Genomic DNA, 16926 nt, shown 5'->3' with positions numbered 1-16926 from the left:
AGATGCATTGTCTGCGCGGGTTCACCCCAGTCACTAATTCAAGTAAGCACCTGGGGATTCACTCGCTTGTCGCCTTTCTGCAACACGAATGACTCGGTATAACAGCGGAACACAGTTACACGTGGAAGCTTTCGCCGCAACCACACTCATCTTTCACATTTGGGTTGGAGAATTTAAACCCTTCGTTCAGGCCTTCTTTTACAAAGTCCAACTGTGTACCGTCCAGAAATTGCAGGCTCTTGCCATCAACCACTACCTTAACGCCTTTGTCTTCAAATACGGTGTCTTCCGCCGTCGGTTCGTCAACAAATTCCAGTACATAAGCCATACCTGAACAGCCGGAGGTTCTCACGCCCAGACGCAGGCCAAACCCTTTACCACGGTTGGCCAGGAAGGTATTAACTCGCGCTGCTGCACTGTCGCTAAGTGTAATCGACATAACAAAACCTCAATGTTAACGTTCTATTTTATTTCGCTTCGCGTTTGCTTTTGTAATCTGCAATAGCGGCTTTAATCGCGTCTTCCGCCAGAATAGAGCAGTGGATTTTCACCGGCGGCAGCTCCAGTTCGTCTGCAATATCGGTGTTTTTAATCGCCTGCGCTTCGTCCAGGGATTTCCCTTTCACCCACTCCGTTACCAGAGAACTGGAGGCGATAGCGGAACCGCAGCCGTAAGTCTTGAAGCGCGCGTCTTCAATAATACCTTCATCGTTAACTTTAATCTGCAACTTCATAACGTCGCCGCAGGCCGGAGCGCCAACCATGCCGCTTCCCACGTTATCGTCGTTGTTGTCAAACGACCCTACGTTACGCGGGTTCTCATAGTGATCGATTACTTTTTCGCTGTAAGCCATTATAAATTCTCCTGATTCCGATACCGATTAATGATGAGCCCATTCGATGCTATTTAGATCCACGCCCTGCTTGTACATTTCCCACAGTGGAGAAAGGTCACGCAGACGGCCAATGGATTTACGGACCAGATCAATGGTGTAGTCGATCTCTTCTTCAGTGGTAAAACGACCTAAAGAGAAACGGATAGAGCTATGCGCCAGCTCGTCATTCATGCCCAACGCGCGCAGCACGTAGGACGGTTCCAGACTGGCGGAGGTGCAGGCGGAACCGGAAGAGACCGCCAGGTCTTTCAGTGCCATGATCAGCGACTCGCCTTCAACGTAGTTAAAGCTCACGTTGAGAATGTTTGGCGCGCCCTGTTCAAGGTCGCCGTTCAGGTAAACTTCTTCAATATCTTTGATGCCGTTCCACAGACGGTTACGCAGACCGCGCAGACGGGCCATTTCGGTCTCCATCTCTTCTTTCGCGATACGGTAAGCTTCGCCCATGCCGACGATCTGGTGGACGGGCAGCGTTCCAGAGCGCATACCGCGTTCGTGACCGCCGCCATGCATCTGCGCTTCAATACGAATACGCGGCTTACGACGCACATACAGCGCGCCAATGCCTTTCGGACCATAAATTTTATGACCGGAGAAGGACATCAGGTCCACTTTCAGTTGGCTCAGGTCGATAGGCAGTTTGCCCACGCTCTGGGTAGCGTCAACATGGTAGATAATACCGCGCGCGCGGCACATTTCGCCGATGGTCGCGATATCCTGCACCACGCCGATTTCGTTGTTCACGTGCATGATTGAAACCAGAATGGTGTCGTCACGCATCGCTGCTTCGAGTGCTTTAAGATCGATAATCCCGTTGCTCTGCGGCGCGAGGTAGGTCACTTCAAACCCTTCGCGCTCTAGCTGACGGCAGGTGTCCAGCACCGCTTTGTGCTCGGTCTTGCTGGTGATGATGTGCTTGCCTTTTTTCTGATAAAAGTTGGCTGCGCCTTTGATCGCCAGGTTGTCGGACTCCGTCGCGCCGGACGTAAAAACGATTTCACGCGGGTCGGCACCCACTAGCTCAGCAATCTGGTTACGGGCGATATCGACCGCTTCTTCTGCCTGCCAGCCAAAACGGTGTGAACGAGACGCCGGGTTCCCAAAGGTTCCGTCCAGGGTCAGAAACTGCATCATTTTCTCGGCAACACGCGGGTCCACCGGCGTGGTTGCGGAGTAGTCGAGATAAATCGGTAATTTCATTGCTCTTAAACTCCGTACATCACTCAATGCAAGGAATCAGGCAACCGGCTGGATGTACGACCGTGTTGACGGGACGTCCACGTCCCGGCCTGATTCTGAATTCTTTTTACGCTTCGTCCTTCAGGCGACTGCGGCATTAACCGCTTGAGGCCGCCAGAAGAGATGGCGTAATATTTTAATTAAGCACGTAATTTAACGTCGATGGCGTCCTGCGCACGACCATTGGCGCGCGGCGCGTCATGCGTGTGCTGACGACCAGACACATCCAAAACTTCCTGGTTATTCACCAGCTCGCCTAACGTAATATTGTTGAGAAAACCGGTCAGGCGATCGCTTAAATCACGCCACAGCGCGTGGGTCAGGCATTTATCGCCGCCCTGACAGCCGCCTTTCCCCTGGCAACGGGTTGCATCAACGGACTCATCAACCGCGCTGATCACTTCACCGACCGCGATACTGCCGGCATCTTTCCCCAGCAGATAACCGCCGCCTGGCCCGCGTACGCTGGAAACCAGACCGTTTTTACGTAAGCGGGAAAATAGCTGTTCCAGATAAGAAAGGGAAATACCCTGACGTTCAGAAATATCAGCCAACGGTACCGGGCCCGCTTCGGAGTTGAGCGCAACGTCTAACATTGCGGTCACGGCATAACGCCCTTTAGATGTCAGTCTCATGTCTTACTTAACCTCAAACTCGCCCCTGCCCGGGGTTTTTTATTGTAAAATGGGGGTATTGCATAGCAGGGATAAGTCTGACATTCCCGAGTAATTTGGTCAACTATTTACTTGACTGTTTTAGTCAGGTATTTGACGTTCAGTGCTGTTTTCGATTTGCCGAATGACGCTTCGCTTATCCGGCCTACGATTAGCGCCATCAGGCATCAAATTGCCTACTTTCCTTTATTCTGCTGCTCAATCGACGCCAGCATTCCACGCAGAATATTCAACTCCTGGCTTTCCGGGCGCGCGCGGGTAAACAAACGGCGCAGCTTATTCATCACCTGCCCCGGATGGTTTTCGCGAATAAAGCCGGTGGAGAGCAACGTTTGCTCCAGATGGCCGTAGAAGCGTTCAAGATCGTCCACCAGCGGATACGGCGTCTCCTCATGCTCTACCGCGTCGCCGTCTTCCTGCGTTGCCAGCCAGGCCATACGGACTTCATACGCGATGACCTGTACCGCCATCGCCAGATTCAACGAGCTGTACTCCGGGTTAGCGGCAATGGCAACGTGATAATGGCATTTTTGCAACTCATCGTTAGTCAGCCCGACACGCTCACGACCGAAAACTAAGGCAACCGGCGTGTTTTCCGCTTCTGCAATGCTTTTTAAGCCACACTCGCGCGGATCAAGCATCGGCCACGGCAGAGTGCGGGAACGAGCGCTGGTTCCAACCACCAGACTACAACCTGCCAGCGCTTCATCAAGCGTATCGACGATCTGCGCATTACCGATCACATCGCTGGCGCCTGCCGCCAAAGCGATGGCCTGGGAGTCCGGTTTTACCAGCGGGTTTACCAGCCACAGGTTGGTTAAGCCCATGGTTTTCATAGCGCGAGCCACAGAGCCCATATTGCCGGTGTGGGAGGTTTCCACCAGCACAATTCGAATGTTTTGCAGCATTGTCTTTCTTCAGCTAAAGATTATTCCGCCATCTTACCATAAAACCAAGACAGATTCCGATCTCACTGCTATACTCTGCGCCGTTTTCCCGTTCTTTAACATCCAGTGAGAGAGACCGATGCATCCGATGCTGACCATCGCCGTGCGCGCAGCGCGCAAGGCGGGTAATGTAATTGCCAAAAACTATGAAACTCCGGACGCTGTAGAAGCGAGCCAAAAAGGCAGTAACGATTTTGTGACCAACGTAGATAAGGCCGCTGAAGCGATAATTATCGACACCATTCGCAAATCTTACCCGCAACACACAATTATCACCGAAGAAAGCGGTGAACACGTTGGCACAGATCAGGATGTTCAATGGGTTATCGATCCACTGGATGGCACCACTAATTTTATCAAACGCCTGCCGCACTTTGCGGTATCCATCGCAGTACGCATTAAAGGCCGTACTGAAGTCGCCGTGGTTTACGATCCGATGCGTAACGAATTGTTCACCGCCACCCGCGGTCAGGGCGCGCAACTGAACGGCTACCGTCTGCGCGGCAGTACCGCTCGCGATCTGGACGGCACCATCCTCGCGACCGGCTTCCCGTTCAAAGCCAAACAATACGCGACCACCTACATTAATATTATCGGCAAGCTGTTCACCGAATGCGCCGATTTCCGCCGCACCGGTTCCGCCGCGCTGGATCTGGCCTATGTTGCCGCAGGTCGTGTCGATGGTTTCTTTGAAATTGGCCTTCGTCCGTGGGATTTCGCCGCGGGCGAGCTGCTGGTTCGTGAAGCGGGCGGTATCGTCAGCGATTTCACCGGCGGCCATAACTACATGATGACCGGTAATATCGTGGCGGGGAATCCGCGCGTCGTTAAAGCTATGCTGGCGAATATGCGCGACGAACTGAGTGATGCGCTGAAACGGTAATCGTTCATTCTGGCGGGAGCGTCTTTTCCCGCCAGAAATAAATCCCTTCCACAATTATCATTCTTAAAAACATCCTCCTATTTATTATACCGATAGTAAAAACCATTTTTTCCCGTTAGCGAAGGTGGCTGATTAGCGCTAGCGTAACAGTAATATTCATCTGATTTTTATAACAATTTATTTTCATTTGTTTTTCCTGAATATTACTGTGGAGTATGCGATGGCTATCAAAATTACGCCTGACGAGTTTAGTCTGCTTATCCAGCGATTAAACAAAAAATGGCGCGTGTTTGCCCCGTCCGCAGAGTTTCGCGGTGGGCGTTTTTCCGACACTGACAACATTATTTATCAACAGATTAGCGGTTGGCGCGATCTCATCTGGCACGAGAAATCGCACATGTCGCCGAATACCATTATCACCCCTATCACCGAAACGCTCTTTTATTTCGATAAAGACACGATTCAAATTGCCGAGACAGACACCTCCCCGATAGTCATCTTTGCCCGCGCCTGCGACATTAACGCCATGTCGCGGCTGGATTATATGTATTTATCAAATGGGAATAATTCCGATTACAGTTATCAACTGTTACGGGAGCATATTCGTTTCGTCCTAATTGAGTGTGAAGAAAGTTTCGAAAATTGTTTCTGCGTCTCAATGGGTACCAATAAAACCGACCGTTATAGCGCCGCAATGCGTTTTAGCGACGAGGGTGCGTTTGTCAGCATCCGCGATCCCTTTATCGAGGCGGCGATTCAAGGGCTGGGGCAGGAGGCCAACTATACCCCCTCTTTCGTCAGCGAAAACCGGGAAACCGTCGTCACGCCGGACAGCGTTTGCCGCGATCCGCAAAAAATTCGCGACATTCTCACCCGCCATCCGCTATGGGACGCCTACGACAGCCGCTGCATCAGTTGCGGCCGCTGCACCACCGGGTGTCCAACCTGTACCTGCTATAGCGTCTTTGACGTCGCCTATGATGAAAATCCACAGCGCGGTGAACGCCGTCGCCAGTGGGCAAGCTGCATGGTGCCAGGCTTTAGCGACATGGCCGGTGGTCATGGCTTTCGCGAAAAACCCGGCGAGCGTCTGCGCTACCGCGCCCTGCATAAGGTCAATGACTACAAAGCGCGCAACGGCATTGAACATATGTGCGTCGGCTGCGGCCGCTGCGACGATCGCTGCCCACAATACATCAAATTTTCTTTTATTATCAACAAAATGACCGCCGCCGTTCGGCAGGCGCTGGCAGAGGAGGCATAACGCATGTCACATTGTTCCTGCCATGATAAACCGCAGCACAGTTTGCTGCCTGCGGCGTACCGCATCCTCAGTATTACTCGCCACACGCCGCTGGAGTGGAATTTCCGCGTGGCGGTCGATTTTCCCGCGCACTGGGGGCAATTTGTTGAAGTGTCGCTGCCGCGCGTCGGCGAAGCGCCCATCTCCGTTTCCGACTGCGGCGACGGCTGGATAGATCTGCTGATTCGTAATGTCGGAAAAGTGACCAGCGCCCTCTTTACGCTGAAAGAAGGCGATAACGTGTGGCTACGCGGCTGCTATGGCAATGGCTATCCGGTCGATACGCTGCGCCATAAACCCTTACTGGTTGTCGCAGGCGGTACGGGCGTCGCGCCGGTGAAAGGGTTAATGCGTTATTTCGTTGAGAATCCGCAGGAAATTGGCCAACTGGATATGATTCTCGGCTATAAAAACCGCGACTGCGTGCTGTACAAAGAGGAGATGGCGGCGTGGCGCGGCAAGCATAACCTGGTGTTCACGCTGGATGAAGGCGAGGCCGATGACTGTTACCAGATTGGCCGGGTGACCGATCGGCTTGCCGGCATGGCGCTTAGCGATATCGACACCATGCAAGCCATCGTCGTTGGGCCGCCAATAATGATTACCTTTACTGTAAAAATGCTGCTGCAAAAAGGGCTAAAGCCGGAGCAAATCTGGGTGGACTACGAGCGCCGGATGGCCTGCTCCGTCGGGAAGTGCGGCCACTGCCGTATGGGCGAAGTGTATGTTTGCACCGACGGTCCGATATTTAACTACGCCGTCGCGCAACGTTTTGCCGATTAAGGAGAACATCATGAGCATTGATATTGATATCATTAAAGCCCGTGCGAAAAACGAATATCGCCTGTCAAAAGTGCGCGGCGAAGCCATGATCAGCGTCCGCATTCCCGGCGGCATTTTGCCTGCGCATTTGCTGACGGTGGCGCGTGACATCGCCGAAACCTGGGGTAACGGACAAATCCACCTCACTACCCGCCAGAAGCTGGCGATGCCGGGTATCCGTTACGAAGATATCGACAACGTGAACGCCGCGCTGGAGCCGTTTCTTCGCGAAATTGAAATAGAACTGTGCGACGTCCAGGTTGAGGATACCAAAGCGGGCTATCTCGCTATTGGTGGGCGAAATATTGTCGCCTGTCAGGGGAACCGCATCTGCCAGAAAGCCAACACTGATACTACCGGCCTGTCCCGTCGTCTTGAAAAACTGGTCTATCCCAGCCCTTATCATCTCAAAACGGTGATTGTCGGCTGCCCGAATGACTGCGCGAAGGCGTCAATGGCCGATCTGGGGATTATTGGCGTGGCGAAAATGCGCTTCACTGCCGAACGCTGTATCGGCTGCGGCGCCTGCGTGAAGGCCTGTAGTCACCACGCGGTAGGCTGCCTGGCGCTGAAGAACGGCAAAGCGGTCAAAGAAGAGTCGGCCTGTATCGGCTGCGGCGAGTGCGTGCTGGCCTGTCCGACGCTAGCCTGGCAACGTAAACCGGATCAGCTCTGGCAAGTCCGTCTGGGCGGACGCACCAGTAAAAAAACGCCGCGCGTCGGCAAGCTCTTCCTCAACTGGGTGACTGAAGACGTGATAAAGCAGGTGATCGTTAACCTGTATGAATTTGAAAAAGAGATGCTCGGCGGAAAACCGATCTATCTGCATATGGGCCATCTGATCGACAAAGGTGGCTATCTGCGCTTTAAAGAGCGGGTGCTGCGCGGCGTTCAGCTCAATCCGGAAGCGATGGTCGCCGAACGAATTTACTGGGCCGAAGACGAATCCATCGCGCGGATGCATCTCAAACCCGCCGGGCACTAATCAACCACGCCATGGCCGCAGCCCCCCCACAGGCTGCGGCACGCTAAACCACATGACCAGAGCCGCGACAAGCAGTATTACCCCTCCGGCCAGCGCCAGCGTTGACCAGCCTACCTGCCGCCATAACGCAGGCGTTTTGTTTCCACTGAGTTTCACCGCCAGAGCGCGAAAAGTGTGTACCAGCAGCGCCAGCGAGGTAATCGTTAGCGAGGTTCCCGCCGCCATCGCCAGTACCGACGCCATTCCCCAGCTAAAAACGCCAATTACTTTACTGAATAACAGCACCATTATCGCGCCGGAACAGGGCCGCATCCCCATAGACAGTACGATCATTAGTCGCGCGCGCCAGTCATCGCCGCTATGCCGTTGTTCCTGCGTCGGTAAATGTTGATGTCCGCAGCCGCATTTTTCATGGTGAACATGGCGCGGCGTAAAGGCGATAACCCCTGGTTTACGTAGCAGCGTGCGCAACCTTTTTATGGCCCGCCAGCACAGCAAGATGCCCAGCCCGCCAACTAACGCATAACTCCCCTTTTCCAGCCAGAAGCCGCTCAGATGTAGCTGCCTTGCCGGAAGTTGCAATACGGTCAGCACCCCTACCACCAACCCGATAGCCACCAGCCCTTGCAATAACGCGGCGGCGAGGGTTAACACGATACTTGATTTCAACTTCGAAGGATGCGTCGCCAGCCATGTCGCAATCACCACTTTGCCATGTCCCGGCCCCAGCGCATGAAGCACGCCATACATAAAACTCAACAGAAGCAACGATCCGCCCGCTCGCTCAGGATGCGTCGCCACCGCGTTAAGCAGCGCGCTCAACTGCTGATTCACTTCCCGCTGCCAAAGGACGCTTTTCAACATCACCTGCGGCCAGGCTTGCCATATCCACAGACCGCCAGCCAGCATCAACAGCAGTAATAACGCCAATGGCCATAGAGATAGCCAGCGCCGCCCGGGAGTGCGTTGAGAAAAAATTACTGACATTGCAATGTCACCGTTTGGGCGAACTGTTTACCTAAATCCATATCCTCCGGCGGCGCGTCCTCTTTATCAAGCAACTGGGCGAAACGTAATGTCTCTTCGCCGGGCGCAGGAGTATGAACCTGAATCCGACACTTTTCGCGCAGCGGTTCCGGCATCGTTATATCGCTGTCCTGGTCATAATGCATATCGACATAATAAGAAGGATCAAACGTTGAAAAGGTATAAGTCTGACCGCTTAACGGCTGCGGTTCAGCCAGCGGCAGCGTAAAGCTCAATACCGCCTGATGTGCCTCACGTGTCATACCGTATTCTGTCGGCCTGTTTTTAAACTTTACTTTCGCGCCATTGCGCCACACTTCTGTAAAGTAGTGCTGTCCAAGTACGTTAGCCATCACTTCCGCCGCCAACTTTTTCCATATTTCCGAACCCGGAGCAGCGTTTCCGGCGTCATACAACAGATCTGCGGACGTCAGCTCGTCCATTGTCCAACGCATTTTTAACGCCACAAATTGCTCATTTTCACTGACCACCTGCGTTTGCAGACGGATGAAGCTGTGCGGATGCGCCGCCGCCACGAAAGATAAAACGGCGAGAAATAGTGTTAAGGCGCTGCGTTTCACTGGCTTCATCTGTTCCTCGCGATAAAAATTCTGTGACGCTCCTCAGCATTCCTGGCCTAAAAGCACGCTTATAACATTTTTCACTCGCAAACTTTAGCTATCCTTACCAGACAAACTAACGGGAGACCTGACAGATGATGCCGACGATTGCCCCACCATCTGTACTTTCCGCTCCCCAGCGCCGCTGCCAGGTATTGCTGACGCTTTTCCAGCCGGAGCCAATCGCCACGGTGGAAATCTTCAGCGCACTTAATGGCGTTGATGATGATATTGCCCGTGAGGATATCACTGAGACAAGCCTGGAGATCCAGCGCTATCATCGCCTTGCCATCACGACATGCCAGAACGGTTGCTATCGGATCGAAGGTACAGCACTCGATCAGCGCCTTTGCCTTTTACACTGGCTCAGGCGCGGCCTGCGTTTATGCCCGACCTTCGTCACGCAACACTTTACCCCGGCCTTAAAAAATGCGCTAAAGCAGCGCGGTATCGCGCGTCCGTTGTATGACGATATCAATCTGCACGCGCTCATCAATCTGTGCGCCCGCCGGTTGCAAAAACCATTTGAAAATCGCGACGTGCAGTTCCTGCGTCTCTTTTTACAGTATTGTCTGCTACAACACCATGCCGGTATCACCCCGGCGTTCAACCCTGTGCAGCAGATTTGGGCGCAGTCGTGTGCGGAATATCCGCTTGCCCAGGAAATTGGCCGTCACTGGCAGCGCCACGTGATGCAGGCTGCACCGCTGAACGAAGCGCTGTTTATGGCGTTACTGTTTTCAATGATTCGCATCCCCGACCCGATTCGCGACACGCATCAACGGGCGCAGAAACTGCGACTGGAGGTGGCGCGGCTGGTGCTGCGCTTTAGAGAAAAAGGGAACGTACGCTTCAGCGACGAACAAGGGCTTAACGATCAGCTGTATGTCCATCTCTCCCAGGCGCTGAACCGAAGTTTATTCACGATTGGCATCGATAATACGCTTCCGGAAGAGTTCAACCGTCTTTATCCGCGTCTGGTACGTACCACACGTGAGGCGCTCGCCGGGTTTGAAGCCGAATATGGTATCCGCTTTTCCGAGGAAGAGAGGGGGCTGGTGGCGGTGATTTTCGGCGCCTGGCTGATGCAGGATAACGATCTGCATGAGAAACAGATCGTATTGTTAGCGGATAAAAATGATGCGCTGGAGACGTATATTGAGCAGCAACTGCGTGAACTGACCCTATTGCCGCTCAATATCAAACGGGTATCGACTCAGGCGTTTCAAAAAGAGGGATGCCCACGCGGCGTAGCGCTGATTGTTACCCCTTACGCCACGCCGCTACCGCTCTTCTCACCGCCGTTAATTCATGCGGATCGCGCCCTCACAGCGCACCAGCAGCAACAGATCCGCAAGATCCTGGAATCATGACGCGGCAACCACTTTGGGCCGAAGGAAGATAGCGGGCAATGCAACCAGCGCCATAATCCAGAATACGCCGCCGCCCAGATGTTGATACAGAAAACCGGCAAATACCGTCATAATAGCGATGCTGCCGCCCATCGCCACAGCGGAATAGACGGCCTGCAAACGAATCACCTCGCTTCCCTGACGTGCAGCGATATAGCGCATGGCGGCCAGATGGCAAACGGTAAACGTTCCACAATGCAGGATTTGTATCACAATCAGCCACGGCAACGCCGTACTCCAGCCCATCAGCCACCAGCGTACCACCCCGCACACGGCGGAAAGCAACAGCAAGTCGCGAGCGCTAAACCGGCGGAATAGCTTTTTACTCAGGGCGAAAATGATCACTTCCGCCACCACGCCCAACGACCATAAATAGCCGACTGCCGACGCTGAATAGCCAGCTCCCTGCCAGTATATGGCGCTAAAACCGTAATAGGCGGCGTGCGCCCCTTGCAGCAAACAGACGCAGGCCAGAAAACGCCAGCTTTGCGCCACCAGTGTACTCCAGGCGGGCCAGCCTGCGCTCTCCTGCTGACGGCTTTCCCCCTGCGGCGGCACGCTGGGACGTAACAACATGCCCAGCAACATCGAGGCGACGCCAAGCGTCAGTAGCGCCAGAATCGCCTGGTAATCGTATAAACTCACCAGTTTACCGGTCAGCGCCGACCCTATCACGAAGGCGATAGACCCCCACAGCCGCACCCGGCCATAGTCCAGGGTAATTTGCTTTTGCCAGGTATTGGCCAGCGCATCGGTCAGCGGCACCAGTGGTGAAAAGAAGAGGTTAAACCCGACCATCACCACCATTAGCCACGCGACATGCGTTCCTGCCCAAAATGCCAGCGCAAATACCAGCGTCAGCAATGCCAGTACGCGCAGCGCGGAGATCAACCGTGAAGGATCGCTTACGCGAGGAGCAATGAGCAGGCTACCGAGAAAACGCGCGACCAGGCCTACGCCCAGCAGAAGACCGATGGTTTCCGGCGTTAGCCCAAGACCTTTAAGCCAGACGCTCCAGAATGGCAGAAAAATACCGTAACTAAAGAAGTAGGTGAAATAACTGAGCGCCAGCCAGCGCGTGGAATGCAATGCCATGATTCCCTCCCGTTTGGAAGCGATAGTCTGGCGATAAACGGTTACGCTGGCAAGAGTAACATAAGATTAACAAGCACGGAGGGAGTTCAAACCGCAACGCAGCCGGAGAATGGCTTCCGGCGGCGTTGCGCTATGGTGCATTCAGGTAAGCCCGACAGACACAGCGCCATCGGGCCATTTTCATAACACAAGCGCTTACGCGTAAACCGGGAAGCGGGCGCAGATATCCAGCACTTTGCCCTTCACGCGCTCAATGACCGCTTCATCATTGATATTGTCCAGCACGTCGCACATCCAGCCAGCCAGCTCTTTCACTTCTGCTTCTTTAAAGCCGCGACGAGTGACTGCCGGAGAACCGATACGAATACCGGAGGTGACAAACGGGCTCTTCGGATCGTTCGGCACGCTGTTTTTGTTCACTGTGATGTTGGCGCGGCCCAGGGCGGCGTCGGCTTCTTTACCGGTCAGGTTTTTATCCACCAGGTCCAACAGGAACAGGTGGTTTTCAGTGCCGCCAGACACCACTTTGTAACCGCGATTCAGGAACACTTCTACCATCGCTTTGGCATTTTTCGCTACCTGCTGCTGGTAAACTTTGAACTCTGGCTCCATCGCTTCTTTCAACGCCACGGCTTTTGCTGCGATAACGTGCATCAGCGGGCCGCCTTGCGCGCTTGGGAAGACGGCAGAGTTCAGTTTTTTGTACAGCTCTTCGTCGCCGCCTTTCGCCAGGATCAAGCCGCCGCGCGGACCAGCCAGCGTTTTGTGCGTGGTGGTCGTGACCACATGCGCATGGGGAACCGGGTTCGGGTAAACGCCTGCGGCAATCAGGCCCGCCACGTGCGCCATATCAACGAACAGATACGCGCCGATACTGTCGGCGATTTCACGCATTCTTGCCCAGTCAACGATACCGGAATAAGCAGAGAAGCCACCGATAATCATTTTCGGCTTGTGCTCTTTGGCCAGCTTCGCCATATCGTCGTAGTCAATTTTACCGGACTCATCAATACCGTAAGGAATGATGTTGTACAGTTTACCGGAGAAGTTAACCGGAGAACCATGAGTCAGGTGGCCGCCCTGCGCCAGGTTCATGCCCAGAACAGTATCGCCCGGCTGCAGCAGAGCGGTGTAAACAGCGAAGTTAGCCTGAGAACCAGAGTGCGGCTGAACGTTAGCGTAGTCGGCGCCAAACAGAGCTTTCGCGCGGTCAATCGCCAGTTGCTCTACGATATCAACATATTCGCAACCGCCGTAGTAGCGCTTGCCCGGATATCCTTCAGCATATTTATTGGTCAGCTGAGAGCCCTGCGCCTGCATAACGCGCGGGCTGGTGTAGTTTTCGGAGGCGATCAGTTCGATGTGCTCTTCCTGACGTACTTTTTCCTGCTCCATAGCCTGCCACAATTCGGCATCATAATCGGCAATGTTCATTTCACGCTTTAACATCCGCATCTCCTGACTCAGCTAACAATAAAATTTGTGCCTGAAAAGGCAGTCCGTGGGACTTCGGCCAACAGTATAACCGAATCATTCTTCGATAACAGGTCTTGACAAAGGTTTTTACGCAAACGTTTACCTGTACGTCAGATAAGGGTTTCCTGAACGAAAGCCTGACGAATTTCAACGGATTTCTTTTCAGCTTTGTGATGCAGATTTTTCACGTTGTTACGTCCACAACGTAAGGCATTGAAGAACCATTTACAATGCAAGGGTATTTTTATAAAATGCATTTGATATACATCATTAGATTTTCACATAAAGGAAGCACGTATGCTAGACGCACAAACCATCGCTACAGTAAAGGCCACCATTCCCCTGCTGGTTGAAACGGGACCGAAACTGACCGCCCACTTCTACGACCGTATGTTTACGCATAACCCGGAGCTCAAAGAAATCTTCAATATGAGCAACCAGCGTAACGGCGATCAGCGTGAAGCCCTGTTTAACGCTATCGCAGCCTACGCCAGCAATATCGAAAATTTACCGGCGCTGCTGCCGGCGGTAGAAAAAATCGCGCAGAAGCACACCAGCTTCCAGATTAAGCCGGAGCAGTACAACATCGTCGGGACGCATCTGCTGGCGACGCTGGAGGAAATGTTCAACCCAGGTCAGGATGTGCTGGACGCGTGGGGCAAAGCCTATGGCATACTGGCTAACGTCTTTATCAACCGCGAAGCGGAAATTTATCACGATAACGCCAGCAAAGACGGCGGCTGGGAAGGCACGCGCCCCTTCCGCATCGTCGCGAAAACCCCGCGTAGCGCAATGATCACCAGCTTTGAGTTCGAGCCGGTCGACGGCGGTACGGTGGCGGAATACCGTCCCGGGCAGTATCTGGGCGTCTGGCTGAAGCCGGAAGGTTTTGCGCATCAGGAGATCCGTCAATATTCACTGACCCGTAAACCCGATGGTAAAGGATATCGTATTGCCGTGAAGCGTGAAGACGGCGGCCAGGTATCAAACTGGTTACACAATCACGCCAGCGTAGGCGATGTGGTGCATCTGGCCGCGCCGGCAGGTGACTTCTTTATGAATGTCGCCGCCGATATCCCCGTTTCGCTGATTTCCGCTGGCGTCGGCCAGACGCCGATGTTAGCGATGCTCGATACTCTGGCGAAAACACAGCATACTGCGCAGGTGAACTGGTTCCACGCAGCGGAGAATGGCGACGTTCATGCGTTTGCCGACGAAGTGAGCGAACTGGGCCGTACACTGCCGCGTTTCACTGCCCATACCTGGTATCGCGAACCGACCGAGGCCGATCGCGCCCAAAGCGTCTTTGACAGCGAAGGACTGATGGATTTAAGCAAGCTGGAAGCCGCGATCAGCGATCCGACAATGCAGTTCTATCTTTGCGGCCCGGTAGGCTTTATGCAATTTGCCGCAAAACAACTGGTTTCACTTGGCGTGAATAACGAAAACATTCATTACGAATGCTTCGGCCCGCATAAAGTGCTGTAATTGCAAGAAATCGTCTGAAAAAACGGGCTTTGCCGTTAAGAGGAACGCCCGTTTTCCTCCTCATCCCCCTACTTATTGCGCTACTTTTTACGCCTTTCTTTTACAAAAAAGGGGAATAAAAAAAGTCTGTGCAAATCGTGTTATTATTAACGTTTGACTTAGCTCGTTAGGGCATCTTTTTATGCAGCAACCTGTTGTACGCATTGGAGAGTGGCTGGTTACACCTTCTGTTAATCAGATCAGTCGTCAGGGACGCCAGATTACCCTTGAACCACGTCTGATCGATCTTCTGATGTATTTTGCGCACCACCCGGATGAAGTGTTAAGCCGGGATAACATTATTGATCATGTCTGGATGCGCACTATCGTGACCAACCATGTTGTCACCCAAAGCATTTCTGAACTACGCAAATCACTAAGAGACGGCGGAGACTGCAATGCAGAATACATCGTTACCGTACCTAAACGCGGCTATAAGCTGACGGCACCAGTTATCTGGTGCGAAGAAAATAGCGATGAAATCGATAATTCATCAACGTCGCCGCCGCCCCCGATCGCAGCGACATATGCAGAACCGACGGATGGGGTTCCGGCCGTTACGCCAGCGCCGCCCGCCACTTTGCAAGCGCCGGCTAAAAGGGCGAAAAAGCCGCGTATCGCTGCCTTCTGGACGTGGGTGATGTTCCTGCTCTCGCTGGCGACGCTGATCGTGTTTATTGTCATGTCGGTGGTAGATCATAATGCCGCGGTAACAAAAACGCGGTTATTACTTAACCCACGAGATATAGATGTTCGCTTTGAAGGCGGCAATTCCTGTAACAACTGGGTCTCGCAGGAGTCCTACGCCATCGGTCTGGGCGGCTTAATCACCGACCTGCTGAACACCTACTCGACCTTTATGGTACATGATAAAACCAATTACCGGGTCAATGAGCCAAGCAGTTCCGGTAAGACGTTAACCATTCAGTTTGTCAATCAGCGCCACTATCGGGCGCAGCAGTGCTTTATGTCTGTGGTGCTAATTGATAACGCCGATGGTTCAACCATGCTGGATAAGCGTTATTTCGTCACCAATACTAACCAGTTGTCCATCCAGGATGATCTGTTTAATAGCCTGTCTTTCGTTTTAACACAGCCCTGGCCGGGTCGTATGCGAGAACAACTGGCCCTGTTCAGAACGCCACAAAATACCGCGCTGATGCGTTTTTATGAGGCGCGCCAGCTTATTCTGAGCGGCGATGCGCAGGCGCTAAGTAAAGCCAGCGATATTCTGAATGGCATTATAAAGGAAACTCCTGATTTCAAATATGCCTATGAATATAAAGTGCTGGTAGACGTATTGCGGCAATCACAGCAGCCGTTTGATAAAGAGCAAGCGGCCGTACTGAACGAAGAGTTTAAAAAAATAGATCAAATCCCGGGCGTTGAGAAAACGTCTGTTTATTATAAAATCAAGACCGTCGATCTTTTAGGAAAAGGTGATATCGATGCGGCGTATGAGGAAATCAATAAAAGCATCGAGCTTGAAATGTCATGGTTTAACTATGTCCTGCTGGGGAAAGTTTACGAAATGAAAGGTGAGAATCGTCTGGCCGCTGATGCCTATCTAACCGCCTTTAATTTACGTCCCGGTGAAAACACACTGTACTGGATCGAAAATGGCGTATTTCAGACATCCGTTCAGAAAATTGTACCTTATCTGAATAGTTTTCTGGCTGAAGATTAAATTCAGCGCTGAGCCATGACAAATAAAAGCGAAAATATATTAAATTTTTCGCTTTTATTTTGTGAAAAATATGTTGCCAAAAATAACTTATGTTAATTCTGGCAACATAATCACTGCAAAGAAATGTAAATATAACCCTTTGTAATTAAACAATGTTTATCCTTTCATGATATTTTTCATGATATTTATATGTTAATTGAAAAATATCAATCTATCAGTTTTATCATGTTTGTATTTATTTCACTTTTTCTTTAGGACTTATCTCACCCCATTCGTTAATCTTGTCGACAGTTGAACGGGCACGCAGCATATATGAAGCATAGGCCCGGTTCTT

16 protein-coding genes are annotated in these 16926 nt (G+C 52.5%); 7 read left to right on the top strand and 9 right to left on the bottom strand.

Going from position 1 to position 16926, the window contains the following annotated elements:
- Positions 1-115: 115 nt before the first annotated feature.
- The 5 genes from iscA to trmJ form a co-directional block, all read right to left on the bottom strand.
- A complete protein-coding gene (gene iscA / locus AC3G3F_RS13345) occupies positions 116-439 on the bottom strand; it encodes an iron-sulfur cluster assembly protein IscA (RefSeq protein WP_000028952.1) in 324 nt (107 codons plus the stop codon).
- Positions 440-467: 28 nt separating this feature from the next.
- Positions 468-854 (bottom strand): Fe-S cluster assembly scaffold IscU, encoded by a 387-nt coding sequence (iscU, locus tag AC3G3F_RS13340; protein WP_000331704.1) that lies wholly within the window; start codon positions 852-854, stop codon positions 468-470.
- 27 nt (positions 855-881) lie between these two features.
- Complete coding sequence (gene iscS, locus AC3G3F_RS13335) at positions 882-2096, bottom strand: cysteine desulfurase (RefSeq protein WP_000775269.1); 1215 nt, start codon at positions 2094-2096, stop codon at positions 882-884.
- A gap of 179 nt (positions 2097-2275) precedes the next feature.
- Positions 2276-2770 carry a Fe-S cluster assembly transcriptional regulator IscR gene (gene iscR / locus AC3G3F_RS13330; RefSeq protein ID WP_023179651.1) on the bottom strand — a complete coding sequence of 165 codons (495 nt, stop codon included), beginning with the start codon at positions 2768-2770 and terminating at the stop codon, positions 2276-2278.
- A 215-nt stretch (positions 2771-2985) separates the two neighbouring features.
- Positions 2986-3717, bottom strand: a complete 732-nt coding sequence (gene trmJ / locus AC3G3F_RS13325; RefSeq protein WP_023245991.1) for a tRNA (cytosine(32)/uridine(32)-2'-O)-methyltransferase TrmJ — start codon at positions 3715-3717, stop codon at positions 2986-2988.
- A 118-nt stretch (positions 3718-3835) separates the two neighbouring features.
- Between trmJ and suhB the strand changes: the two genes are divergently transcribed.
- From suhB to asrC, 4 genes are all read left to right on the top strand, one after another.
- Positions 3836-4639 carry an inositol-1-monophosphatase gene (gene suhB, locus AC3G3F_RS13320; RefSeq protein WP_023245992.1) on the top strand — a complete coding sequence of 268 codons (804 nt, stop codon included), beginning with the start codon at positions 3836-3838 and terminating at the stop codon, positions 4637-4639.
- Positions 4640-4859: 220 nt separating this feature from the next.
- Positions 4860-5903, top strand: coding sequence for an anaerobic sulfite reductase subunit AsrA (gene asrA / locus AC3G3F_RS13315; RefSeq protein ID WP_023245993.1), 1044 nt, complete (start codon positions 4860-4862; stop codon positions 5901-5903).
- A 3-nt stretch (positions 5904-5906) separates the two neighbouring features.
- Positions 5907-6725 carry an anaerobic sulfite reductase subunit AsrB gene (gene asrB, locus AC3G3F_RS13310; RefSeq protein WP_053510763.1) on the top strand — a complete coding sequence of 273 codons (819 nt, stop codon included), beginning with the start codon at positions 5907-5909 and terminating at the stop codon, positions 6723-6725.
- A 10-nt stretch (positions 6726-6735) separates the two neighbouring features.
- Positions 6736-7749, top strand: a complete 1014-nt coding sequence (gene asrC, locus AC3G3F_RS13305; protein WP_023245995.1) for a sulfite reductase subunit C — start codon at positions 6736-6738, stop codon at positions 7747-7749.
- Here asrC and AC3G3F_RS13300 read toward each other — a convergent pair whose 3' ends face one another.
- Entirely contained in the window at positions 7750-8736 is a 987-nt protein-coding gene (locus AC3G3F_RS13300; RefSeq protein WP_053530095.1) for a nickel/cobalt transporter, read from the bottom strand. It lies immediately after the preceding gene.
- Positions 8727-9365 carry a DUF1007 family protein gene (locus AC3G3F_RS13295; RefSeq protein WP_053510769.1) on the bottom strand — a complete coding sequence of 213 codons (639 nt, stop codon included), beginning with the start codon at positions 9363-9365 and terminating at the stop codon, positions 8727-8729. Before AC3G3F_RS13295 ends, AC3G3F_RS13300 begins: the two co-directional genes overlap by 10 nt.
- Before the next feature lie 125 nt (positions 9366-9490).
- Between AC3G3F_RS13295 and csiE the strand changes: the two genes are divergently transcribed.
- Entirely contained in the window at positions 9491-10768 is a 1278-nt protein-coding gene (gene csiE, locus AC3G3F_RS13290) for a stationary phase inducible protein CsiE (RefSeq protein WP_023245998.1), read from the top strand.
- Here csiE and AC3G3F_RS13285 read toward each other — a convergent pair.
- Together AC3G3F_RS13285 and glyA are read right to left on the bottom strand one after the other, a co-directional pair.
- Positions 10763-11902, bottom strand: a complete 1140-nt coding sequence (locus AC3G3F_RS13285; RefSeq protein ID WP_023245999.1) for a 3-phenylpropionate MFS transporter — start codon at positions 11900-11902, stop codon at positions 10763-10765. The two genes, csiE and AC3G3F_RS13285, sit on opposite strands and share 6 nt — an antisense overlap.
- A gap of 195 nt (positions 11903-12097) precedes the next feature.
- Complete coding sequence (gene glyA / locus AC3G3F_RS13280) at positions 12098-13351, bottom strand: serine hydroxymethyltransferase (protein WP_488395144.1); 1254 nt, start codon at positions 13349-13351, stop codon at positions 12098-12100.
- Between the two features lie 324 nt (positions 13352-13675).
- Between glyA and hmpA the strand changes: the two genes are divergently transcribed.
- Positions 13676-14866, top strand: coding sequence for an NO-inducible flavohemoprotein (hmpA, locus tag AC3G3F_RS13275; RefSeq protein WP_488395142.1), 1191 nt, complete (start codon positions 13676-13678; stop codon positions 14864-14866).
- A 181-nt stretch (positions 14867-15047) separates the two neighbouring features.
- Complete coding sequence (gene cadC, locus AC3G3F_RS13270) at positions 15048-16592, top strand: lysine decarboxylation/transport transcriptional activator CadC (protein WP_053530093.1); 1545 nt, start codon at positions 15048-15050, stop codon at positions 16590-16592.
- Positions 16593-16926: the final 334 nt, after the last annotated feature.

The organism is Salmonella sp. FC25216 (assembly GCF_057751355.1).
Note: the sequence above shows the minus strand (reverse complement) of the source record. Positions and strands in the feature narration are given on the sequence as shown.